This window comes from Agrobacterium sp. ST15.13.015 (genome assembly GCF_027871645.1).
GTDB lineage: Bacteria > Pseudomonadota > Alphaproteobacteria > Rhizobiales > Rhizobiaceae > Agrobacterium > Agrobacterium leguminum.
The window spans coordinates 44,348-66,808 of sequence record NZ_JAQAHF010000014.1 but is presented as its reverse complement, the minus strand read 5'-3'; the positions used below and the strand labels follow the sequence as shown (position 1 = coordinate 66,808).

The following is a 22,461-nucleotide window of genomic DNA, read 5'->3' as shown; positions in this document are numbered from 1 at the left end:
TTCGGTCAGAACATAGGTGGATTTAGACCAGGTCTGTTGCCGATGAGGCTTCCTTCTTCCCGGTTGCGGGCATTGTCTGCCGTTCCGAGCATCCGCATCATCGTGTTTTTTAGGAAAAGCCTGAAGTCCAGATCAATGGCGGCATAGGCAAGCGCAAGTCCCACATGGGCCATGAAGACGGGGTTGAAATTCAGCTCTTCAAATTGATAGCCGATAATGACGCCGATTGCCGAATAGGCGAAAAAGCCGATTTTCCGTTTTCGGAAAATTACATAGAAAAGCGCGAAGGCGCTCATGATGCAAAATCCCAATCCGGAAGCATAGGCGGTGGCTATAAAACCATTATGTGGTGTGCCGATCCTCGATATCCGCGCAAGTTCCTCATATCGCGCGGTAAATCCTATGCCCAAAGGATGCTGGAACATGACCTGAAAGCCGCCGGTGATCGTCTCCCACCGCTCATGCAAGTTGTTGCTACTATTGCTGTCCTCGAGAAAACGTTTCGAAAAGGCCTGTTCCGCAAAGTCGAAAGCGCCGAGCGGCAAAACGGCGGCGATGGCGAGGGCGCACAAGGCAAAACCGAAATAGGTGCTGAGCAGCATTTTGACCGAAAAATTCCGGACGTAGAAATAGAGTCCGATTGCAAGGACGGCAAATACTCCCGAGCGGTTAAGCGTAAGGGTAAAGCTGGCAAGATATACGAGCAGAAACACGGCAAACAACGCGGGGCGCTTGTGGCGTTCGGCGACATAGGCCACTGCTGCTCCGGCCAGCGCGAAGGCCGGTCCAGCCGTGTTGCCGACGGGCCAGATGCCGCCTGCCTTTTCGACGCGCAAAAGCAGCGGGGTTATCTCACCTTTTGCCGCAAGCTCCAGCACGCCCGCCTCATCGAACATGAACGACAATCCGAGGGAGGCGAGCTGGTCATGGATGACGATGTCCAGGAAAAGCAGGATCGTCACCGCTATGAAGCCCGCAAATACGCCCCAGCAGAACAGTTCGAGCAGGTTTTCCTTGAACAGCATATAGGCAAAGAACAGAAAATAGACCGCATAAAAATAGGTCATCGCCGTCGTGTAAAACTCGCCATCACCGCGCGCATCTGCAAAGAGCGTCGTAAGAACAAACAGCACCGTCAGCGGGAGAAGATAAAACAGGATAATCGACGGCGTCAGGCAGCGAATGTAAAGCAGGGCGATGACGGGCAGCGTCATCAGCACCAGCATGTCGGTAATGTTGAGGAAACGCAGGCCGATATTGCTGGTCGCCACATTGCATTGAATGAAGAAACCAATAGCGAAAACGAATGTCGTGAGAAGGATGCCGGGAATGTTGATTGTCTTTGAAGGGTAAAGCGGCATTGCCAAAACAAAACCCGGTATAGCGGGCTGGCGCGATGCCGCATGATTTGCTGGTCTTTTCATCCGCGGTCTCAATCTGTGGGCGGATTTCGACCGTCCACAGGACAGCGCTACCGCGTGGCAATCAATATAATATGGCGGTTATTAGTGGGCTCGATGACGTCGCCGCGCAAGCTATTTTATCGTTTCTTCATGAGATCAGATTGCCTTTCGGCAAATCCCCTTCGACCGCGATGATGCGCTGAATGTGAACTGGTTCATTCGAGGTGGGCGCGCTGGTACCGAATGCCGGAAGGATTCGCAGATAGAAACTATACCCCGCCGGGTTGATGTCAGGGTCGATGGCGACCCCGTTGGCGATCGCCCACATCCAGCCGCTATTGCCGGCGATGTTGGCACCTCCGAATTGCAGGGCGGAGCAAACGATTGTCCGGACTGCGCCACCGCTTTTTGCAATCAAAGTGATGTATGGCAAGCGCTGCCTCTCGTTATTCTTGTAAAGTACGGCAAAAGAAACGGTCCTGCCTATCATCGATATGGCTTCCGCGTTACGGAAATTGCGCGTAAGCCCGGCGATCTGGCTGCCATTTGGATAGAGGGCGAGGCTGCTTGCGAAGGACGGGGAGAAGGTGATGTCGGTAGCTTTGGTGGCGGAACCTGGCGAGGTCATGCCCCAACCTGTCGGAACGGAACCAGTCCAATCGGTGAAATCGCCATTGCCGATGAGATTGGCAGCAGGCAGCTTTGGCCAGCAAGGTGTCTGGAAGTTGTTATCGCTTGCCGATCCCAGATAGGAATTGAACAGGGTCCGGGCAATCAGCCGGGATCCCGCCTCGTTCGGGTGAATATTGTCCCGATAAAGGGCGGCGTCCTTGCCCTTCGCCAGAAATGCGGCATGCGTATCCACCAGCGTGAGGTTCGGATGGGCTCGGCCCAGGTCGAGGATTGCCTGATAGACCTTGTCGTAACCCGTCCCATCCCGCCACGGGTTCTGGGTGGTGATGAGTTGTGGAGCGTTTGGCCACTGCCATTCAGTCATTCCCAGCGGTCCGAGCAGGGTGGATCGTCCGGAGCTCAAAATGCCGCCGGACGCTTCGAAGGTCTGCATATTGTGGCCCTGATGCATGATGCAGAGATCGGGACGGGGAATCTTCAGCGCTGCTGCGCGCTGTTCCGCAAGCATGTAACCCGCCATGCCGCCGGGCAGCGTCGCAAGATAGAGCGTCAGCGTCGCCTCCTTACCGGCGCGCAGCGTGACCGGGGCCGCATAGGTTTTTGGCCCGGTGGTGGCGCTCGTCTCCCATTCCGCCCAACGGTATAAAACAACAGTCGTATCGTGCAGATCGCCAAGCATCATCGCAAATTGTTGAAATGGTCCGGCTTCGGCATGGGCGGTGCTGTCGCCGTTCACGAAGATCGTGGCATTCTGGCCGGCCGCCAGACGGGCCCGCAAGGGCGAGAACGCGGTCAGGGAAAAACCGATGTCACCCATGTTTCGGGGACGTATGCCGAGCGTTAAGCCGATCATGCCACCACCTCTTCCGTTCGCGCCGTATATATGCATATGTTGTGTTCGGGCGGTGTCATCGTTCGTTCTCCTGGTCTGGCTTCAGAATAGTTCCGCCACGAGGACCGGGGAAAAATGCCGGGCGCGAAACAGAAAACAGTGCGTGAAAACGAGCGTCAGGAATTTTTCTCTGATTTCGCTTGAAGTATAAAAATAGAATATTATTCTAGAATTATTGTTATTATTGAATTTTATTACAAGAAAAGGTTTAAGGCTGGTGTTTTTATCTGGCGACATGCGGTTCCACGCGGTTTTCGGTGAAGATATTCACGTCGCTTTCGGGCAGGTTCGTTCTTTTTGCCGGCCGGCTGTTCATGCCCGCAATCACAGACAGGTGCATCGTCGGTCCTCTCATCCGGCAGGAGAGACGCCATGACATCCGCTCTTTTCGTCAGCCATACCGGAGAGAAGGGCGGCGCCGAACTTTTTCTGACGGACCTCGTCAAGGCGGGCCCGCACTCCTGGCGCGCCTGTTTTCTCAGTGGCGGTGCGGCCGCAGATGATCTCGTTGATGCAGGGCGGGCTCCGATCATGCTGTCTGCCGGAGAAAAAATGCTGTCGATCCGCCGCAACGCGTCCTTCGGGGCCCTGTTGCACGGGGCGGCCGACGTGATGGCGGTTGCCTGGCAATTGAGCCGGGAGGCGAGGCACTATGATGTGATCTGCGCCAACTCGCAAAAGGCGCTTTTTGTCTGTGCCTTGGCCGCGAAGCTCAGCCGCCGGCCGCTTGTCTGGATTTTACACGATATCGTCACCGATCCGGCTTTCAGCGCCACCAATCGCCGCGCCTCGCTGGCATTTGCGCGCCTTTTCGCCAGGCTGGTGGCTGTCAATTCCGAAGAGACGGGCCGGGCTTTCATCGAGGCCGGCGGCGAGGCGGATAAGGTTCGCATCGTTTACAATGGCTTCGACCCTGCGAAAGCAAGGGTTTACGAGCCTGGCACCGCCGCGCGGCTGCGTGCGGAACTGGGCCTTGGTCCGCAACCGCTTGTCGGCCTTTTTGGCCGGCTGAGCGAATGGAAGGGACAACATGTGTTTCTGGACGCGATTGCGGCGATGGAGGGCGTGCAGGCGGTCATCGTCGGCGGTGCGCTTTTCGGGCAGGAGGCCTATGAGGCGCGCATCCGCAAACAGGCGTCCCGTCTCGGTCTCGAGGGTCGCGTCCGTTTTCTCGGTTTCCGCCCGGATGTGCCGGAACTGATGGCGGCGATGGATGTGGTTGCTCATACCTCGATTGTTGCCGAGCCCTTCGGCCGTGTGGTGGTGGAGGCCATGATGTGCGGGCGTCCGGTTGTCGCCACGCGCGGCGGCGGTGTTACCGAAATCATCCGTGACGGCGAAACCGGCCTTCTCGTGCCGCCGGGGGATGCATCGGCGCTGGCAGCGGCGATCGGCTGTGTCCTGTCGCAACCAGCACTGGCGGAAAGGCTGGCGCAAAAGGGGCGGGAGGATGTGAGCCAGCGTTTCTCGCTGGAGGAAACCTGCCGCTCCGTTTCCGCGCTACTGACGGAGGCGGCGTGAAGTTTCGTCCGGCGATCGACAGGAACAGGCAATGCCGGCAGGCGGAAGGGTCAGGATGCGCATTCTCGTAAACATGCCGAGCCAATATGGTGGCAAGGCCTCTGGTGTGGCCCGCGTGACCTTCAGCCTGCTGGAGCGGCTGCTGGAGCAGACGGGTGATGACTATGTTCTGCGCTCTCCCTGGACGCGGGCGCAACTGCCTGAAAACCTGCGCGACAGCCGCTTGCAGCTCATCCAGATCCCACGGCCGCGCGTCATGGTTTTCGATGTGGTGCGTCAGGCCGCGATGCTGCCCGCGCTCTGCCGCCGGCACGGTATCGATGTACTGTTTAATGCCGATCCTTTCGGAAGTCCCCTCGGCGGCAAACGGCGTCTCACCCTTGTTCATGATCTTTATTTCAAAACCATTCCCGAACAGATCGGCTGGCGGGCGACCCTGACGACCGATTTCATCTTTAAGCTGATGATGGCCGGTTCGGATCGGGTCATCTGCGTATCCGAAGCGACGCGGAAGGATCTGGGGCGTTTCTATCCAGCCGCTGCCGATAAGAGCATCACCATTCATTCCGATAGCACGCTGAATGTCGATCCCGGGGTTTTCGACACGCTGCCGCCTGTTCCCGGACGCTACATACTGGCGGTCGGAAACGCGACGTCCAATAAGAATTTCGCTCTCCTGGGCAAAGCCTTTGCCATACTCGGTAAAAAATGGCCGGATTTGCGCATCGTGCATGTTGGCCGCGACGAGGCGGAGGAAATCGCCGGCGCGCTGGACGATCCGGAATTGAAGGCCCGGCTGATCCGGCTTTCCGGCATAGATGACCGGCAACTGGCCGAACTTTACCGTCACGCAGCCTGCCTTTGCGTCCCCTCCACCTATGAAGGCTTCTGCCTGCCGGTGCTGGAGGCGCAGCAGCTGGGATGCCCGGTCGTCTGCTCCAATCGTTCGGCAACACCGGAGATTGCCGGCGAAGGCGCCCTGACTTTCGATCCGGCGGATGCCCAGAGCCTTGTCGACACGCTCGAGAGACTTTTGGATAATCCGGAATTGGCAGAAAATCTCCGCCTGGCGGGTCATGAAAACCGCAAATTATATTCGTGGCGGAAGGCGGCGGAGAGCTACGCGCGGCTTTTCAAGCAAGGAGCCGCAGCCTGAAGAGGGGCGCTGTCGTCACGCTCATGCGGTTTTGCACACATCCGCATAGAGCTTCTCATACGCCGCGACGACCCCTTTGGGCTCAACGCCTTGACGAATTCGCTCCCGGGTTTCAGGTGTTTCCGCAAGCATGGCGGGATTGCGCATCGCCTCTGCCATGCGTGCGGCCAGTTCGGCGGCATTGCCCGGGGCGAACAGGTGTTCCGGCCTGTCCGCGCCGATCTGTTCGGCGACACCCGCAAGATTTGAGCCGATGACGGGTACGCCGCGCAAAATGGCTTCAGCGACTGTGCGGCCGAAAGCCTCCGGCCATAGGGGCGGCACGATGAGGCAATCTATGCCGGCGAAGAAACGATCAGCCTCCACATAGCCCGGAAATTCGACAGGCAGGCCGGCTGCCTTTTGCTGATAGGCCTCGATGCCATCCGGCGCGCGGCCCGCCATGACCGCTCGCCAGCCCTGCGGCGGCAAAAGCCGCAACGCTTCTATCAGCAAGTCAGCCCCTTTCGCCGCTTCGATGCGGCCCAGATAGCCGAAAACCAGCGGCTCGCCGGGCGTGCGGGGAATGCGCGGTTCTGGCGAATCGGGTGGTGAGATGGCATTCCAGATCACCGTGCGGCGGTTTTCGGGAACATGGGTAAAAAAGCCTGCCCGCACGTGGCGTTCGACGATATCGCGACCGACGCCGGCGAGAGCATCGACCGCGCATTGGCAACGCCGGTGGAGATAAGAAAAGGCACGGCATTTTTTGCTGCTGCCATCGCAGATATGCCCGTCATGAAACAGGGAGCCATTGGTGCACATGCTCGTGAAATCATGCAGCGAATGAACCAGTGGAACGCCACGCTTGCGGATCATCGGCCAGATCAGCGGCGTCAGTTCCGATAGCGAATGGGTATTGACCACGTCCGGCCGGAAATCATCGATGACACGCGCAAGCCGGCGAACGAGGCGCGGATCCAGCTGCACCGCGATCTTATAGTATTTTCGCTTCCATTCCGGTTGTTGCCCCCAGTCGCCGATAAAGAACGGCGTGGTATGCCCGAGGCGGTGAATGGTGAAACCGTCGCGTTGTTCCGCTGCCTGCTCTTCACGCGAGATGGCGGCCACCGCGACGGTGTGCCCCTTATCCGCAAGTCCACGCGCGAGGTCTTCCACGAATACTTCCGCGCCGCCCACCCGATCGGGAGAAAACAGCGAGGTTATTTGCAATATCCGCATGCTCAAATTCCTGCGCCTTCAAGATCACGAAACCTGTTTTGCATTCATAAAATCCGTTATTGCAGACGAAGCGGCGTTTGGACTGTCTGGCCTGAATGTCCCGGCGCCGGCATTGCAGCGTCTTCCGGAAATTGTCTCCGCCGTTTGCGGCCTTCCCGCTCCATTCCGGGCGGGTTCAGGCAAAGCGTGACGACCGGGGCGAGGAAAACGGCATAGGCCATGGCAAAGCCTGGAATCTGCAGCGAAAAATCAAGCGTCGAATGCAGCAGGACGAGTAGCAGCGCGGCAAGGCCGAGATGAGAGGCATAACGATAATTTCTGCGTTTCAGTGCCCCGCGAATGAAAATCACCAGTTGGATGAGCACAAAAAAAGCGAGATAAAACGGGAAGGCCGCGCCGAGTGTCAGCAGCCCTTCGGCGTAGACGTTGTGGGCATGGGTGACGACGGCGTCCACCCCGCACCGCGCCACATGATAGGGCGCGTAGATTTCCGTAAAGCTTGCAAGGCCCGACCCTTGCGGCCAATTGTCGGCGATGGCGCGGGCGATGCCCGGCATATAACAAAAGCGCATGTCATCTTCCAAACGCGTTTCCATGCGAAGCGCCACCCGACTGGCGAAAAGCGCGAAGAGGGCGATGGCGATTGCGATCAGGAGCGCGGCACGACGTCTCGTCCCGCGCTGCCTACGCCGGCTGAAGGCCCCATTGCGGCCGGCTCTGGGGGGAGAGTTGAACACAATCAGCAGGATCAGGACAATCAGCGCTGCGAGGCTTGAGCCGATCCCCGCACGCGATCCCGTCAGCATCAATGCGATGAAACAAAAGCCCGCGAGGACGCCAAGAAAAGCGGCCCTGCGGATGAGCTGTTTCTGCTCCGCCGGCACGGTGAGGCGATTTGCAACGAGCGCCTTTACCCTGGCCCAATCCGGAGCGAGGAGGCTTTTGTGTAATAGTACGGCGAGCGTGAGAAGGATGAGACCGAAGAAGGTCGCGGCGGTATTGCGATTGACAAAAAGGCCGGTAAGGCTGCCGAGGTAGAAGCGCTTCTGGATGAGGCCGAGAGCTTCGGGAAAAAGCACGAATTGCACGATGGAAAACAGCGCGAGCCAGCCACCGGCGATTGCGAACCATCGCAGCGTCTTTGCCGCACGCTCGTCGCTATCGAAAAGCACAAGGCCGGCCATGAAGGCGCCGAAGGGCAGGGCGGCGCTCATGAGGCCGAGCCGGTCATCCGCCGGCGTCAGTGAGATTGTGGCGGCTGGCGCAGTCTGCATGAACATGGCGGCGGTGGACCATGCCGGATTGAGGCGCGCGATGCCGGGTATGTAGGAGGTCTGCAACAGCACCTGAACGATGAGCGCTCCCAATAAAAGGCAGGCTGCTGCGAGTACCTTGCCCGCACCGGCCTTCGGTGGTCCGAACAGGAGGATTCCTGGCACCAGCAGGAGATAGATCCCGGCCGTGACGACGATGCGACTTTCTATTTCCGTTGCGCCCCTATTGAGAAGCGCCAGCAGAAATATTGCCCAGAATGCGGCTATTGCGACCGGCCGGACATAGTCCCGAACCGCCACGAGTGGGGGCTGCGAGGAGGAGAGCGGTTCTGATCGGGCTTCGGTGAGCGACATATCTTTGGGCTTTGTCGGAATTGTTTGTGGTGGCTATGCCGCGAATATCGACGAGGCTCAGCCGTTTCATTGTTTCAGATCATGACAGCGGCGCGGGACGTTTTGTGTCTGCCGACGGTGGCTTTGGGCAGACTTCCGCCAGGGTCCATCGCAGGATTTCCCCCTGCCTGCCGCAGACGACGGCCGTATCCGCCTCGCGGGTCGTCTCGGCCTCGGGCAAGGTGTTCTTCGGAAACTGCTGCCACATCACGAAACGCCCACGGATCAGATTGGCATCGGCAGGCCCATAGAGCTGGGAGAAATTCATCAGCACGGCGACTTCCATCGGCGAGGCGTTGCGCAGCGAGCGAACCATGGCAAGACGCAGCCAGACATCGCCATTTGCGGGAAAACAAGAGAGCGAATGGCGAATAAAGGTTTCGGCAAAACCGAGACGCGTCGCGCCGGGATCGGATGCCGGATCGACGCCATTTGCATCGAGATCGGCTAGAACGAGCCTTAGTCCGGCTTTGACGATATCCGAACGGCAGATTTTTTCGCTAACGATGGGCTGGAGTTCAGGGACCGTTTCCGCAAGGAGATCTGGCGCGAGGCCATTATTGTCGTCGGCGATCCGCGCCAATGCGACAATATCGGAAAACCGCCGGCTTTGCGAAAAGGCCTGCGCCGCCACGGACAGGACAAAGATGGAAATGACGAGGACCGGTACGACCGCGAGGATTTTCCGCAGGCGCACCACACCGTCACGCCTGGTCATGGTAATATCGTGTATAGCGCGAATGATAATATTCGCTCGACCCATAGGCGCGATAAAGCTTCAGCTTTTCGGTGTCCACCTTGTTGAGGACGACGCCGAGGCACTTCTTGCGGATATGAACCTCATTCTCCACCGTGTTCCGCACTGCCCTGCGGGCGGTTTTGCCCCATTCCGTGACGAAGATGAAACCGTCGATCCGCCCCGCCATGGCGCGTGCATCGACCACCGGCCCGAGCGGGGGGAGGTCGACGATGATATAATCGAAAGCATTGCTCACTTCGGCCAGCAGCTTGTGCATTTGCGCCGAGGTCAGCAGTTCGGAGGAATGAGGGACACGCTGTTTGACCACCGTGGGCAGGAAAGCGAGCCGTGTCTTTTCGTCACGAAGCAGCACATCCTGCACGCTGCGGCCTTCCAGCAATACTTCGAGCAGGCCTTCGCTCGCGTGACGCGCCATGGCGCGCGTTGCGCCGGGATTGCGAATATCGGCATCCAGCAGCAGGACCCGCGCACCCTGCCCGGCAAGCAGCTGCGCCAGATTGATGGAGATCGTGGATTTCCCTTCGCTCGGCAAGGCTGAGACGACACCGACAATCCGCGCTCCGCTTTTGGCGGGAATACCGAGATCGATGGCGAGCCTAGTGCTGCGCAGGGTTTCGGCGAAGGAGGAGAGCGGATGGTCGACCGCGTAACGCGCAACGCTGGTGGGGCGCGTAAGGGCCGGATGGCCGCCTTCCTGATCTTCTATTATGGCCTTGTTGTTCTGGATGAGCGGGGTATTGCCGAGGAATTCCAGCCCGAGAACGTCTCGAACCTGTTCCCCGGTGCGGAAAAACCGGTCGCGGAATTCACGGAACATGGCGATGCCGCCACCGGCCGCAGCGCCCATGATCATGAACAGGGCCAAAATGAGGGGCTTGTTCGGCTTGCTCGGAATTCTGGGCGGCATCGCCTTGGAAATCACGCGCGCTTCCGTCACGGGGAAGGATTGCTGCTGCATCGCTTCCTGATATCGCTGCAGGAAGGTCTGGTACATGTTCTTGTAGGTTTCGGCTTCGCGCTGCAATTCGCGCAGCTGAACCTGTGTCTCGCTGGCCGAGTTGCTGATGTCGGTCGCCTTGGCGACACTTTCGGCGAGCGACTTTTCCCTCGCTTCCGAGACTTCCAGATCGCTTTTGTAACTTTGCGCGATGCGGCTGATTTCCTGGAACATCAGCCGTCGGTATTCCTGCATTTCATTACGCAGACGTACCGCCTGAACGTGGTTGCTGCCGAGCCTGCCGGTGATTTCCGCTTCGATCTTGGAAGCTTCGAGATATTTTTTGCGCAGGTCGTTGGCGACCGAGCTGTCGAGAATATCGGTAACGACCGCATCGACATCGTCGGTGGCGAGAATATGTTCGATGCGTTGCACCCGCGCCCTTGCCCTGGCGGTTTCCGACTGCGCCAAAATCAGAGCGCTATTGGATTCCGCCAGCTGCTGATCGGAGAGCAGGCTGTTATTGCCGGTCGAGATCAGATTATGTTCGGCGCGAAACTTCTGCACGGCCAGATCGGTTTCGAGCGCCCGCTGGCGCAGCTCGGCAATACGGTCGGACAACCAGTCGCTGGCCCGCCGCGTCGCCTCATATTTGGAATTCAGCTTGTCCAGCAGATAGGCCGAGGCCACGGCATTGACGATCTGCGCGGCGAGCACCGGCGATGTCGAATTATAGGTGAGTTCCAGCGCGTAGGTCCGGCCGATGCGCTTGACGCTGAGGCCATCGAGCAGCTGGTCCGACAGCGATCTCTTCAGGGTTCCATTATCAACCACCGCCTCTTTTTTCGCTGGCGAGAACCATTGCGAAACATTGACGAGCGAGCGGATCGTGCCGAATATCGAGCTCAGAAGCGACGCACGCGTTGCCCTGAATTCCTGATTTTCCGTGAGATTGAGACTATCGACAACGGCAAGCCCGATGGTTTCCGATTGCAGCACCTCGACCTGACTGAGAATGGAAGCCTCATCCTCTATGACTCCGCCGATTGTCGAAAGCTGTTCGACAATCTGGCTGTTATTGCGGTCGATCAGCAGCGTCGCCGTCGCCGAATAGATCGGAACGGCCGTTGCGGCAAAGGCGAGGCCGATTGCCCCGGCGACTGCCACCGCGGCAAGCACGATGCGCCACTGCCGGCGAAACATCGCAAGAACGGCGTCGATATCGATAAACTCGGACGTCAGCCCGCCTTTATCGTAGTCAGCCATCGTCAGGGGATCGTGCCTTTGCAACAACTGTCAGCCTCGCTCTTTTAGGCGGGCGCAGCGCCCGCCAAGTCACGGTTGCATCACAGAACTGGCAGCAGCCTTCCCTTAGGGAAAGGCGACAAACCCAAACTCAAACGGGACTTGTGCTCGTCGTCGTGCTGGTGCTGCCGGTTGAAAGCGATCTGCCGCGGCCAGCCGGCGGGCTTCCGCCACCCGCCTGTGCGGTGCCGCCTGCGGCACCTGCCGTTCCCGAACCGCCGATGCTGTTGGCGCTTGCCGGCGAGGAACCGGCGCCGCCGATCGGCGAAGCCGCCGCTGCGGCCGCCGCAGGGGCGGCCGGACCGGCAGCCGTTCCTTCGATATTCTCGCTAAAGGCGATCAGCAGATCGGCGGGTACGTTGGCACCCTTTGTCTGCAACTGGATCGCTGCTGCGAGTATCGAATTGCCGTTCCTCATCGCGGTGGCGTGGGCAAGGGCCAGGCCTTCGCCGACGACTTCGGAGAAGTCCTTGTTACCGACCTTCTGAGCCAGTGCGACGATGGTCGGCAACTGGCCGGAGTCACTCAGGATGAGGCTGGAAAGCTGTTCGGAGAACTGTGCCGCGCTGGTGGAAATGGCGATGATCGGAAACCCGCTCGTCACTTTTCCGGTTACGTCGGCCGCTGCCGCATCCGTGCTGGAAGCGATGGTGACCAGGTCCCTGATCATACCCTGCGTCGGAGACTGCTTGAACAGTTCCGCTGCGGCAATCGAAACCGTGTCCGGATTGGTGGTGTTGACGCGGCTCAGAAATGCAGCGGTGGTTTCATCGGCGGCCTTGACGGGTGCGCCTGTTACAGCGCTCTCAACCGAGGGCGCCTGCTGCGGTGCGGCCGGCGGTGACGTTTCCACGTTCTGTGCGTTGGCGACAGCGGAAAAGAGACCCATGCTGGCAATAAACATCGCACCAACGAGCATCGAGCCGTTACGAATGCGGGGCATCCAACTCTCCAAATCTTTTAAAATACGACTTTAAATACATCCAATGCCGGGCAAGATTACCCAACATCTAAAATTTCTTTTTAAATCGCACAGCCCAAGCAAAGGATCAAGCGCTAAAATAAACCTGCGGCGGAAAGCATCACCTATTGTTAACGGCCGCCCTTGCCTTTCTCCGGTTTGTTCATGATACGGCGACTTTCCGTGGCGCTGTTATCAGCCGCTCACGCAGCCAGATATTGGCCGGCGTTTCGACAAGGACGTGGAAGGTGTGGGCTATGGCGACGGTGCTGACGACGATGACGAGATAAACGAGGTTGCTCCATTCAGGCGGGAACGTGACGCCGCCGAGCGCAATCTTGAAGCCCTGGAAAATAAACGGGTGCAGCAGGTAAAGCGCATAGGATGAATCGCCGAGTTTTGCCAGCGGCCGTGCGAAACGGGGCAGGGAGATGTTTCTGGTCAAGGTCGCCGCTGCCATCAGCAAAATCGCGCCGCCGCCGAAAACCAGCAGCCGCGAAAAGGAATAACAGCCCGGGTCGCACTTGAATCCTATCCTGCTCAGATCGGTCAGCATCCAGATCGCCAGGCCGCACAGGGCCGTTGCAAGCCCGAGCAAGGGCGGCAGGCGAACGCCTCGCAGGAAGAGGACTGCAATGAACATACCCGCGACGAATTCGAGAATGATCGGCTTGAACCAGAAGCTGAACGGCAGGCCGAGATCGAAGGCGGAGCCGATCATGACAGCGGCAAACAGCACGCCGGCTGTCGTGAATACCGCGCGCTCCAGCGGCAGGAAGATGAACGCTGCGAAAACGATGTAAAAGAACATCTCGTAATTCAGCGTCCAGCCGAGATCGATCAGCGGAAACGGATAGGCGTCGCCATAACCCATGCTGTCATAGGGGATAAACAGGTAGGAGGTGAGGATCGACTGTAACGGTGGAAAGGCCTTTGCACTGATAAGGGGCACGCTGGCGGCTATGGCAAGCCGCAGGGTCAGCACAAACCAGTAAAGCGGAACGATGCGGAGAAACCGGCGCAGCAGAAACGCCGAACGGCCGCCTGCCGCTGCGAAATAGGGCCGGGACGCATAAACGATGACAAATCCGGAAATGACGAAAAACAGGTCGACACCGCCGCCCAGTCGCAGTAGATGCAGTGGAAAAAGCGTGAATTGCCAGTTCACGTCCGCGTGCAGCGCAACAATCATGGTTGCCGCGACGGCGCGCATCACCTGAAGAACATCAAGACGTTGCGACCCGGCAGCGGGCGCTTCTTTAAAGTTTTTCATCATCGTCAATCTGTAAAAATAAAGATATATTTAGTATTATATTGCGCCCGCTTTTGCGGGGCGGAAGTCCAGTATTCAAGCAGGCTATCATGCAATAACGCGACGCGATACACACAATTTTGCGATGCGGCATTTCGTCGGTGCCATTCAGAAAACTTCCAGAACCGTAAGCTGGTCGCTGACCGAAAGCCGGTATTGCCCGCTTTCCTGCGTGATTGTCTGTTGGCTCACGGAGCCGTCATCGCGGAAACGGTGTGCGATAACGTGACTATGCTGGCCGGCCACCGAAAATGTCGCAATCCGTTCGGCGGGCGGGTTTTCGATGCGGGCCGGCCATTGCCAGCCGGAAATTCCAAGCCAGACGGGCACGAGCAAAGCACCGTCCGGTCTCACCAAATGCATCGACGACCTTTGGGAATCGGCAGTGAGGAAATCGAGCCGTCGTTCCTCCGGCCCGGTTTGCCGTTCTGCCCTGCAGAGGGAAAGAAGGGCGCGAACGGCCTCGTAAGCGGGGGTGCGGCTCAGATCGTGGCGGAGGAGGCCGAAGGAGGATTCCGGGTTTGTCTGATCGGCGGCGAAGCTTGAAACCATTTCATAGATGTAGGACCGGCGGATACCGCTGATGAAGCACCAGAGCAGCATGCGCGGCATATAGCGCGCCTTGATGCCTTCTGTGACGGGGAAATGAAAGGTCTTGGTTTGCAGCGAGGTATGATAGCCCATTTCCGTGGCGAGCACCGGCCTGCCGGCCGCTATATGCGCCGAAGCGGCGACGGATTTCGAGAGTGCCCCCGGACCCATCGTTTCGGGATGCTCCATCCCGGCGTAAGCGTGGATATTGCCGTAATCGCAGGCATTTTTCAGGTCCAGCGCCAGCGCTCTGTTCGACAGGACATAACTTGGCGCCGCAATGGGCACCGCACCCAGGCGCGGAACCGAGCGGATGGCGTCGTGCAGCGCCGCCTGATGCTCCGCCGAAATTCGCGGAGCATTTTGCGGGTCCTTCGTCAGGTTAGGCTCATTGCTGCCCTCGAAAATATCGATACCCGCGTCGCACCAGTCGTAGAAATCCGCCAGTCTGTCGAGCGGCGTGGAAACGTAAGGGTTTAGATTGTCGTAACAGATGACAGTGAGGCGAACGCCAGCCGCCACGATCCGGCGCAGCCGCCGAAAGACGGGGCTGTTGCGACTGTCTCTCGCGGTGATCAGCCCGTCATCGCGCAGATGCCGGACGCCCAGTGCTTCGAGTTCAGGCACGATCCGCTCGAACTGTTCCGGATAAACGCCCGTGGGACGGGTGAAGTGACCGCACACCCCTACACTGTCCAGAAAGGCTTCGGTACTGGCCGAAGCAACCGTCTGCGCCCGTGCGGGAATGGCCTGCAAACCGGAGGCGGCGACTAATGCAAGCGGCGCGGCTGAAAGCAGGTTGCGCCGTGTCAGGCTGCCCATGGTGATCGGCGTTTTTCCATTCATCTGCGCCTCCTGGTGTGTCCGGAGAAAATATAAGCCAGACGTCATCACACGGACGTCGCCGTTTAAATGGCGATGATGCCTCTCAAGGCTTCGAAATCAGAATGTCCTGGAAGTTTTCGGCATCTACAACCGCCCTGAAATTCATGTGTTTGAAATAAAAAGATATTATCAACTCGAACATAATCACAAGCTGCAACGCAACCGATTTCTCCAGATTGCCTGCACTTTAAAGTGGCTAAACCGTAACACGAGACCGGTTCTTTTCGCAACACCGCATGGCTTTTACCGCGCCGCGAAAAAAATCACTTGAAATAGCGCCGATTCCCGTGCTTTTTGAAAAGTAGATTTTGGTAATTCATATTTTCAAACATTAGTTCTGCTCCGGCTCTTTTATTTTTGCAGATGTCTCACTGGTCTCCTGAATGAGGTGAGACGAACGAGCCCGGGATGGACGCCATAGATTTTCGATGAAGGAAAACAGAGCGTATCCGCATGAGAATTCTCCATCTTAGCAGCCTTTATCCGCCGCATATCGTTGGTGGATGCGAACGCTCGGTCGAACACCTCGCCGAGGAACTCGTTTCCATGGGACATACGGTCGGCGCCGCCTGTATCGAGCGGCAGGCCGAACCGAAAACCATGCGCAACGGCGTGACCGTTTACCGCATGTTCCACAACAACGATTTCTGGCTCGAGGACTGGCCGCAATATTCGCCGCAGCAGCGGCGCATGCAGAAGCTCAAGCAGCAGTGGAATTTCGACGTCGAAAAGCAGTTCGAGGCCGTTCTCGACGATTTCAAGCCTGACGTTCTCAACACCCACTCGCTGCTGGATGTGACGACGCTGGTGTGGCGGGCGGCGCATAAGCGCGGCATTCCGATCGTTCACACGATCTGCGAATATGATCTCCTGTGCGGCAACGCCGCCATGTTCAAGGGCGGCAAGCCCTGCGAGCACATCCATCTCGGCTGCCAGGCGGTGAATTTCACCAAGAAATTCACGCAGCGCTATATCGCGGCTGTCGCAAGCGTCGGCACGGAAATCCTCAAGACGCATGTCAATCACGGGCTTTTCCACCACATTCCGGAAAGCCTGCGCCGCGTCATCTTTTATTCCTGCACGGTTCCCGAGGGCGATCCCGTCGCCCGCCGGCAGATCGACCGCACTGGCCGGCCGCTGACCTTCGGTTATATCGGTCGTATCAATACGGAAAAAGGCGTCGGCAACATGGTCGATGCCTTCAAGGAAATCGGTCACGGCAACTGGCGCTGTCTGGTCGCCGGCCATGCGATGGACGATTCGATCGAACGTTTCACGGCTCAGGCCGGCGATCTGCCGATTGAATTCGTCGGCTGGGCGAAACCGAAGGAGTTTCTCGAAGAGATTGACGTGCTCATCGTTCCTTCCTTCTGGGCGGAACCTTCGCCACGCACGATCTACGAGGCTTATGCCATGGGCGTGCCGGTCATCGGCGCAGCCTCCGGCGGCATTCCGGAGCTGATCGGCGAGACCAACCATGACTGGCTGTTTGAGCCAGGCAACGCCACCGACCTTGCCGCCCGTATCCGCCGCGTGCTGACGCTCTCGCGCGAAGAATTACCGACGGAAGCGGATTTCGGAAACATCGTCGAGGAATCCACCTCACGGCGGGTCGGCGAAAATTATGTGAAACTCTATGAAGACGTGCTGGCGAAAAGCAAGGCTGCAGCCGCATGACGGGCCTGCGGATGCCACGCGCTGATCTTTCAGCCGCGGGCAGGGCGCCTTCCCGTGTTTCCGGGTTTTGCAGATGTTGAAGTTGGACGAAAACGCTCCCCGTCTTGAAAGGCGCTCGGTCACGAGCGCCCTGTGGAGTGCGGTCGGCGGTTATGGCAACGTCTTTCTGTCTTTCGTCGTCTTCCTCATTCTGGCGCGCCTGCTGACGCCGGACGAGTTTGGGCTTGTCGCCATCGCAACGGTTTTCGTGGATATCATCCTCGTCATCGCCCGCGGTGGATTGCCGGAGGCGGTGCTGCAGCGACCGGAGCTGGACGAAGACTATGCCGACACGGCCTTCTGGTTTTCACTCCTGTGGGGAGCCGTGCTGTGCGCTTTGCTTTCGCTGGCGGCGCCTTTCCTCGCGGGCCTGTTTGGAATTGCAGAACTCAGCCCGGTCTTGATGGCGCTCTCCACCGTACTCTTCATTATGGGTGCCGGCACCATTCATGAAGCCCGCCTGCAGCGTGAGTTCGCGTTTCGCAAGCTTGCCATGCGTGCGCTCCTGTCCAATTTTCTTGCCGGGGTGATCGCAATCGCTCTGGCCCTGAATGGGTGGGGCGTATGGGCAATGGTCGTGCAGAGGCTGATTGCCAGTCTTGTGACGACTTGTATGAACTGGATTGCCTGTGGATGGATCCCGCGTCCGCGTTTCATCAGAGCCTATGTAGCGGATCAGTGGAGTTTCGGGTCGCGCATCTTTGCGGCAAATTTCCTGGTGGGTCTCAATGTCCGGCTGCAGGAGCTGATTGCCGCGACCTTTCTCTCGACCGCGGCCGTGGGGTACATCCGGTTGTCATGGCGGTGCATCGATCTCGTCAGTCAGCTGGCCGTCATTCCACTGACATCGGTGGCGTTGACGAGCTATGCACGCATCAATGCCGAGAACAAATCCCTCGAACATGCCTATTTCGGCTTCATCCGGCTGTCGGGCATCATTGCTTTCCCATGTTTCCTCGGTCTTGCGGCCACGGCGCCTGTTCTTGTTCCCGTTGCTTTCGGCGAAAACTGGGCGGCCGCCGCACCGGTCACGCAATTATTGTGTCTGACAGCTTTGCCGTTTGTCGCCAATTCATTCGTCTGGCCACTGCTGACCGCCATCCGGCAGGGCGGAAAAACCCTGTACCTGTCGTTTTTGCAGGTTGTTATCGGCTGTGGGCTTGGTCTGGCCGCTGCGCCTTTCGGCTTGGTGGCGGTTACTCTCGCTCATGTCGTGCGGGCTTATCTGACTTGGCCGGTCGCTTTGGTCAGTGTCCGAAACAGCGCCGGCATTTCGATAGGCGGCACGCTTCGCACCTGCATGCCACCGCTCATCGCGGCCTTCACCATGGCTGTTCTGGTTAGCGGTCTTTACTGGATGATGGGGGAACGTTTCTCCAAACCGGTAACACTATGCCTGCTGGTCTCGGCAGGGGCGGTGATCTATCCGGCTCTGCTTTTTATCACCATGCCCGGGGACATACGGGGGGTGCTCAAAGAGGCCAGGGCGCTTTTTTCACGAAAATGAAATTGCAGAACGACTTAATTTCAGGACGAGGTTCCAATGAAGACGATTACCATTCTCGATACAACCGTAGCCTCGGACAATCTCGGCGATCAGATCATTCTCGATGCCGTCAAGGAGGTGCTGCTTGAGGTTGTTCCTCAAGCTTATCCCTATCATGTGGCGACGCATGAATATATGACGAACGTCTCGAAATCGCTGCTGCGCAAGAGCGAAGCTGCCTTTGTTGCCGGCACCAATATTCTCGCATCGAACATGGAAGCCCGCGTTTTGTGGAAGTTGCTGCCGTGGGATGCATTCGCCTTCCGGGAGGCTGTTCTGCTCGGCTGCGGCTGGATGAATTACATGAAACAGCCGAACGCTTATTCGCGCTGGATTCTGAAAAAAATTCTGTCGGATGAATTCACACATGCGGTGCGTGATAATTACACCGCCGAAAAACTTAGGTCATTGGGCAAGAAGGTTCTGAACACCTCTTGCCCGACCATGTGGGGCCTTGATCCGGACCATTGCAGGTCCATCCCTACTTCCAAGGCCTCTTCCGTTGTCACAACGCTGACCTTCTACCTCAACCGCCAGGAGGAGGACAAGAAGATGATTGAAATTCTGAAGGATCGTTACGACAACGTCTATTTCTGGCCGCAGCAGCGCGAAGATGCGGCTTATCTTGCTTCCATGAATATTTCCGGGCTGAAGTTCATCGATCCGACGCTCGCGGCCTATAACCACTTTCTTGATAATGAGGATGTGGATTTCGTGGGAACGCGCCTGCATGGCGGCATTCGTGCGATGCAGAAATTTCGCCGTGCCCTAATCGTCAAAGTCGACAACCGGGCCACGGAAATTTCCAAGGATACTGGTTTGCCGGCCATGGATCGTAAGGATTTCGACAGAATGTCGAACTGGATTTCCGGGAGCGGGGTGCCGCCGATAAAGTTGCCGGTGGAGGCAATCGAAAGCTGGAAACAGCAGTTCAGGAGAGCGTGAAAACTCCGCAATCCGTCGCGCGCGCGCATCAGGGTCGTCTTTCTGGAAATGAGCCGATTGTTCATCTCAACCGATCAGGTGCAAGCCCGCATCCGAAAGCCTGAGAACGGTAAGCCTGCCCGTGGTGAATGCACCCGTGTCGATGCCGATCCGTTGCGGGCCGGTTTCCGGTTCGGTTACCGGCGTGTGGCCGTGGATGACGACGAGGTCCAGCCCGGCCCCCTGCGACAGGAAAGGTTCCCGGATCCAGAGCATGTCCTCATCCGTCTGCGCCTCCAGCGGCAATCCCGGTCTTAAGCCGGCATGCACGAAAATATAGGGTCCTATCCGGGCGTAGATCGGCAGGCTGGATAAAAGCTGGCGGTGGGGTTGCGGAATTGCGCCGAGCAGGGCGTCCCTGAATGGCTGCAGTCTCAGGCGGCCCTTTTGCAGGAAATAGTCGATATCGACGCCGTAGGATAAAAGCGTCTGGCGGCCACCGAAGTCCAGCCAGTGCATATTCTGCTGCGGATTTTCGAGAAAATCATGGAAGAGCTGCTCATGGTTGCCGCAAAGCGCAATGCGGCGCAGCGGCGCGGGTGGCGGCTGCAGCAAATGTTCGAGAACGCCACGGGAATCGCGTCCGCGATCGACATAGTCACCGAGGAGAACGACCAGCGCGGGAGAAGGGTCAGGCCCCAGATCGGCAAGGATTTTCCGCTCCGCCTGCAACAGCAGGTCGAGGCTGCCATGCACGTCGCCAATGGCATAGATCGGGAAGGAGGCCGGCTTGTCACCAAGGTCAATTCTGCGCCGCCTCCGGTCGTCGCGGGAGGCTGGTTGTTTACGACCGCGAATCCAGTTGAGCACCTTGGGCATAGCTGCCGATACTGTCTCTCCCGCACAAGGTCAAGAGCGTTTAAGGCGGCTGTCGCATCGCCCGCCAAAGCTGCGTTGACGCGCCGATTCTGTGGGGAAACAATACCCGTTTTGACGGTCGAAAGATACGGCGCCTTGAACCGTCAACCGAAATGCCTGCCGTCCGAAAGGGCGGCTTCGGCCTGAAACCGTGTTCTAGAGTTTCAGCCAGACACGCGGGTCTTCGTGCGACTGGATCTTGATCCATTTCAGATCCACCGCTTTCCATGGCTTGACGACATTGGTGCGGTTATCCAGCACCAGATCGCCCTGGCTGGTGCTGACCACCAGAACGGCATGTCCTATGCCATCCGTTGTGCGGGCTGTTGCGATGCGCAGGGCGCCTGAAGGCCAGCCGGCGCGCAGGAGGCGTTGCCGCTTGGTCACCGCGAAATCTTCGCAGTCGCCGCTTGCCGGGTTCAGTTTCCAGTCGTCTTCGCCGTCCTGTTCGCTGGCATAGATTATCGAGGTGTTGATCTCGGCGTTGATGCGCTGGAGTTCGGTGCGCTTCTGCTTGCTCAGTTCCACCGTATCGCGGTCGCCAATCCGCAGGCACTGGTCGGCGGCGCTTTCACAGAATTTCGCAAAGGCAATGGGTGCGATGGTGGGACGGCTCGTGGTCATGAACTGGCCGGGCCGCGAGGCGCCGGGCTTCTGGGCAAGGCCACCGAGCTGGACGGCTGATGCCGTTGTCGCAACACTTGCCGCCACGCCGGCAGCGACGACAAAAATCTTTGCCAGACGGATTGTTCTCTTCGCCATGTCCTTGCCCCTGCACAATTGTCTTGTCTTGTGCCTGGCACCATAGCGACCCATTCTTGCGGGCCGTTTAAGTCGATAGATTGCATTTTAACGAAATCTAATTTTGTTACAGCGCGCTGAAAACAGCCGGAAAGCCGGGGTCGCGCTCACCTGCAGCGGGTCCTGCCCTCGGTGTCGACAATACAGGTCTGCTGCGGGACAGCCCGCCTGAGTTCACGCCGGGTCTCGGGGAAGGCGCGGCTTGCCGGCGGCCGGTCGTAATTTCGGTAAACTTCGAAATTGCGCCCGCCGATCGTTCCCTGCGCCCCGCCGCGGCCATCCGGTGTCACTTCCAAATTCTGATACTGCTGGGCATGGGCGCCCACGGAGAGGAAGATCATGGCGGTCAGAACACCGGCCGCCAGTCCGCCCCGGAATGCTGCCGCTTGCTGCCCGCCCAACCACATGACCGTTCCTCCCTTGCCGCACATTTGCCATGCCCGGCGCGCATTGATTTTCCAGTCGTCCGTCGGGGGTAATCATATCACCGATAGTGCATCCGGTGTGAGAAGGATTTGTGCCTGGCGAAGGCCCGAATCGCCTTCCTGCCGCATCGGCCAGCGGTGTCACAACGCCAGGAGGTGTCACCGCTGGCCGATGCGGCAGGAAGGCGAAAAAGGCCATTCTACGGCTCAAAAATTAAGCTCTTCGCCGCTGCATTTATAGGCTTCACAATCCTGTAACAACGGACCTAATATACAAGTGCAGATGCCGAATCGCTCAGGAGAAGCCCTTGACGATTGCAGTTTCACCACAGGCCCTGCCGGCGCTCGTTCTGAACGCAGACTACAGGCCACTGAGTTATTATCCCTTGTCGTTATGGTCCTGGCAGGACGCGATCAAGGCTGTCTTTCTAGACCGTGTGAACATCATTGCAGAATATGATCACGCGGTGTCGTCCCCCAGCTTTTCCATGCGGCTGCCGAGCGTCGTCAGCCTCAAGACCTATGTGCAGCCCACCCGCAACCCCGCCTTCACCCGCTTCAACGTTTTCCTTCGGGACAAGTTCGAATGCCAGTATTGCGGCACGCGGGACGAATTGACCTTCGACCATGTGATTCCCCGCGCGCATGGCGGTGAAACCACCTGGCACAATGTCGTTGCGGCGTGCTCTCCCTGCAACCTTAAAAAAGGCAGCAAGCTTCCCAAGCAGGCGGGCATGTTCCCGGCGCAGAAGCCCTTCCAGCCGACGGTTCAGGATCTGCACAATAACGGGCGGCTGTTCCCGCCCAATTATCTGCACGAAAGCTGGATGGACTATCTTTACTGGGATACCGAGCTGCAGCCCTGATCTTTCGAGGACTGCAACGCG

General features: G+C 58.3%; 18 protein-coding genes. 6 read left to right on the top strand and 12 right to left on the bottom strand.

Going from position 1 to position 22,461, the window contains the following annotated elements; genetic code table 11:
- Positions 1–5: 5 nt before the first annotated feature.
- Both PIB16_RS20570 and PIB16_RS20565 read right to left on the bottom strand, forming a co-directional pair.
- The gene (locus tag PIB16_RS20570) at positions 6–1,424 is read right to left on the bottom strand and encodes an O-antigen ligase family protein (RefSeq protein ID WP_271046279.1); all 1,419 of its coding nucleotides are present in this window, start codon (positions 1,422–1,424) and stop codon (positions 6–8) included.
- A gap of 127 nt (positions 1,425–1,551) precedes the next feature.
- Positions 1,552–2,889 carry an SGNH/GDSL hydrolase family protein gene (locus tag PIB16_RS20565; RefSeq protein ID WP_271046278.1) on the bottom strand — a complete coding sequence of 446 codons (1,338 nt, stop codon included), beginning with the start codon at positions 2,887–2,889 and terminating at the stop codon, positions 1,552–1,554.
- Between the two features lie 411 nt (positions 2,890–3,300).
- On the opposite strand from PIB16_RS20565, the gene PIB16_RS20560 reads away from it, so the two are divergent.
- Together PIB16_RS20560 and PIB16_RS20555 are read left to right on the top strand one after the other, a co-directional pair.
- Positions 3,301–4,449, top strand: coding sequence for a glycosyltransferase family 4 protein (locus PIB16_RS20560; protein WP_125144891.1), 1,149 nt, complete (start codon positions 3,301–3,303; stop codon positions 4,447–4,449).
- Between the two features lie 55 nt (positions 4,450–4,504).
- On the top strand, positions 4,505–5,605 hold the full coding sequence (locus tag PIB16_RS20555) for a glycosyltransferase family 4 protein (RefSeq protein WP_080857416.1): 1,101 nt from the start codon (positions 4,505–4,507) through the stop codon (positions 5,603–5,605).
- A gap of 21 nt (positions 5,606–5,626) precedes the next feature.
- Here PIB16_RS20555 and PIB16_RS20550 read toward each other — a convergent pair whose 3' ends face one another.
- From PIB16_RS20550 to PIB16_RS20520, 7 genes are all read right to left on the bottom strand, one after another.
- Complete coding sequence (locus PIB16_RS20550) at positions 5,627–6,826, bottom strand: glycosyltransferase family 4 protein (RefSeq protein ID WP_271046277.1); 1,200 nt, start codon at positions 6,824–6,826, stop codon at positions 5,627–5,629.
- Positions 6,827–6,882: 56 nt separating this feature from the next.
- Positions 6,883–8,454, bottom strand: a complete 1,572-nt coding sequence (locus PIB16_RS20545; RefSeq protein ID WP_271046276.1) for an O-antigen ligase family protein — start codon at positions 8,452–8,454, stop codon at positions 6,883–6,885.
- 79 nt (positions 8,455–8,533) lie between these two features.
- Positions 8,534–9,211, bottom strand: coding sequence for a hypothetical protein (locus tag PIB16_RS20540; protein ID WP_271046275.1), 678 nt, complete (start codon positions 9,209–9,211; stop codon positions 8,534–8,536).
- Positions 9,198–11,456 (bottom strand): polysaccharide biosynthesis tyrosine autokinase, encoded by a 2,259-nt coding sequence (locus tag PIB16_RS20535; RefSeq protein ID WP_271046274.1) that lies wholly within the window; start codon positions 11,454–11,456, stop codon positions 9,198–9,200. The genes PIB16_RS20540 and PIB16_RS20535 overlap by 14 nt, the downstream gene beginning before the upstream one ends.
- 130 nt (positions 11,457–11,586) lie before the next feature.
- Positions 11,587–12,438, bottom strand: coding sequence for a hypothetical protein (locus PIB16_RS20530; RefSeq protein WP_271046273.1), 852 nt, complete (start codon positions 12,436–12,438; stop codon positions 11,587–11,589).
- 181 nt (positions 12,439–12,619) lie between these two features.
- Positions 12,620–13,732 (bottom strand): acyltransferase family protein, encoded by a 1,113-nt coding sequence (locus tag PIB16_RS20525; protein WP_271046272.1) that lies wholly within the window; start codon positions 13,730–13,732, stop codon positions 12,620–12,622.
- A 144-nt stretch (positions 13,733–13,876) separates the two neighbouring features.
- Complete coding sequence (locus tag PIB16_RS20520; protein WP_271046271.1) at positions 13,877–15,205, bottom strand: hypothetical protein; 1,329 nt, start codon at positions 15,203–15,205, stop codon at positions 13,877–13,879.
- A gap of 492 nt (positions 15,206–15,697) precedes the next feature.
- Here PIB16_RS20520 and PIB16_RS20515 point away from each other — a divergent pair, with 492 nt between their 5' ends.
- The 3 genes from PIB16_RS20515 (at position 15,698) to PIB16_RS20505 (ending at position 19,451) form a co-directional block, all read left to right on the top strand.
- Positions 15,698–16,921 carry a glycosyltransferase family 4 protein gene (locus tag PIB16_RS20515; RefSeq protein ID WP_065657093.1) on the top strand — a complete coding sequence of 408 codons (1,224 nt, stop codon included), beginning with the start codon at positions 15,698–15,700 and terminating at the stop codon, positions 16,919–16,921.
- Positions 16,922–16,994: 73 nt separating this feature from the next.
- Positions 16,995–18,467 carry a lipopolysaccharide biosynthesis protein gene (locus PIB16_RS20510; protein WP_142844751.1) on the top strand — a complete coding sequence of 491 codons (1,473 nt, stop codon included), beginning with the start codon at positions 16,995–16,997 and terminating at the stop codon, positions 18,465–18,467.
- Positions 18,468–18,503: 36 nt separating this feature from the next.
- The gene (locus PIB16_RS20505; protein WP_125144884.1) at positions 18,504–19,451 is read left to right on the top strand and encodes a polysaccharide pyruvyl transferase family protein; all 948 of its coding nucleotides are present in this window, start codon (positions 18,504–18,506) and stop codon (positions 19,449–19,451) included.
- A gap of 66 nt (positions 19,452–19,517) precedes the next feature.
- On the opposite strand, the gene PIB16_RS20500 is transcribed toward PIB16_RS20505, so the two are convergent.
- The 3 genes from PIB16_RS20500 to PIB16_RS20490 all read right to left on the bottom strand — a co-directional run bounded on the left by PIB16_RS20500 (position 19,518) and on the right by PIB16_RS20490 (position 21,556).
- A complete protein-coding gene (locus PIB16_RS20500; protein ID WP_271046270.1) occupies positions 19,518–20,309 on the bottom strand; it encodes a metallophosphoesterase family protein in 792 nt (263 codons plus the stop codon).
- 195 nt (positions 20,310–20,504) lie between these two features.
- A complete protein-coding gene (locus PIB16_RS20495) occupies positions 20,505–21,110 on the bottom strand; it encodes a transglutaminase-like cysteine peptidase (protein ID WP_271046269.1) in 606 nt (201 codons plus the stop codon).
- A gap of 146 nt (positions 21,111–21,256) precedes the next feature.
- Complete coding sequence (locus PIB16_RS20490; RefSeq protein WP_271046268.1) at positions 21,257–21,556, bottom strand: hypothetical protein; 300 nt, start codon at positions 21,554–21,556, stop codon at positions 21,257–21,259.
- Positions 21,557–21,882: 326 nt separating this feature from the next.
- Here PIB16_RS20490 and PIB16_RS20485 point away from each other — a divergent pair, with 326 nt between their 5' ends.
- Positions 21,883–22,440 (top strand): HNH endonuclease, encoded by a 558-nt coding sequence (locus PIB16_RS20485; RefSeq protein ID WP_003585610.1) that lies wholly within the window; start codon positions 21,883–21,885, stop codon positions 22,438–22,440.
- Positions 22,441–22,461 lie beyond the last annotated feature (21 nt).

Excerpts from the sequence above, each read along its gene's own strand:
- PIB16_RS20500 (WP_271046270.1), bottom strand. The coding sequence starts at position 20,309 with ATGCCCAAGGTGCTCAACTGGATTCGCGGTCGTAAACAACCAGCCTCC.
- PIB16_RS20540 (WP_271046275.1), bottom strand. The coding sequence starts at position 9,211 with ATGACCAGGCGTGACGGTGTGGTGCGCCTGCGGAAAATCCTCGCGGTC.
- PIB16_RS20560 (WP_125144891.1), top strand. The coding sequence starts at position 3,301 with ATGACATCCGCTCTTTTCGTCAGCCATACCGGAGAGAAGGGCGGCGCC.
- PIB16_RS20550 (WP_271046277.1), bottom strand. The coding sequence starts at position 6,826 with ATGCGGATATTGCAAATAACCTCGCTGTTTTCTCCCGATCGGGTGGGC.
- PIB16_RS20505 (WP_125144884.1), top strand. The coding sequence starts at position 18,504 with ATGAAGACGATTACCATTCTCGATACAACCGTAGCCTCGGACAATCTC.
- PIB16_RS20490 (WP_271046268.1), bottom strand. The coding sequence starts at position 21,556 with ATGTGGTTGGGCGGGCAGCAAGCGGCAGCATTCCGGGGCGGACTGGCG.
- PIB16_RS20570 (WP_271046279.1), bottom strand. The coding sequence starts at position 1,424 with ATGAAAAGACCAGCAAATCATGCGGCATCGCGCCAGCCCGCTATACCG.
- PIB16_RS20495 (WP_271046269.1), bottom strand. The coding sequence starts at position 21,110 with ATGGCGAAGAGAACAATCCGTCTGGCAAAGATTTTTGTCGTCGCTGCC.
- PIB16_RS20535 (WP_271046274.1), bottom strand. The coding sequence starts at position 11,456 with ATGGCTGACTACGATAAAGGCGGGCTGACGTCCGAGTTTATCGATATC.
- PIB16_RS20520 (WP_271046271.1), bottom strand. The coding sequence starts at position 15,205 with ATGAATGGAAAAACGCCGATCACCATGGGCAGCCTGACACGGCGCAAC.
- PIB16_RS20515 (WP_065657093.1), top strand. The coding sequence starts at position 15,698 with ATGAGAATTCTCCATCTTAGCAGCCTTTATCCGCCGCATATCGTTGGT.
- PIB16_RS20555 (WP_080857416.1), top strand. The coding sequence starts at position 4,505 with ATGCGCATTCTCGTAAACATGCCGAGCCAATATGGTGGCAAGGCCTCT.
- PIB16_RS20545 (WP_271046276.1), bottom strand. The coding sequence starts at position 8,454 with ATGTCGCTCACCGAAGCCCGATCAGAACCGCTCTCCTCCTCGCAGCCC.
- PIB16_RS20510 (WP_142844751.1), top strand. The coding sequence starts at position 16,995 with ATGTTGAAGTTGGACGAAAACGCTCCCCGTCTTGAAAGGCGCTCGGTC.
- PIB16_RS20565 (WP_271046278.1), bottom strand. The coding sequence starts at position 2,889 with ATGATCGGCTTAACGCTCGGCATACGTCCCCGAAACATGGGTGACATC.
- PIB16_RS20525 (WP_271046272.1), bottom strand. The coding sequence starts at position 13,732 with ATGATGAAAAACTTTAAAGAAGCGCCCGCTGCCGGGTCGCAACGTCTT.
- PIB16_RS20530 (WP_271046273.1), bottom strand. The coding sequence starts at position 12,438 with ATGCCCCGCATTCGTAACGGCTCGATGCTCGTTGGTGCGATGTTTATT.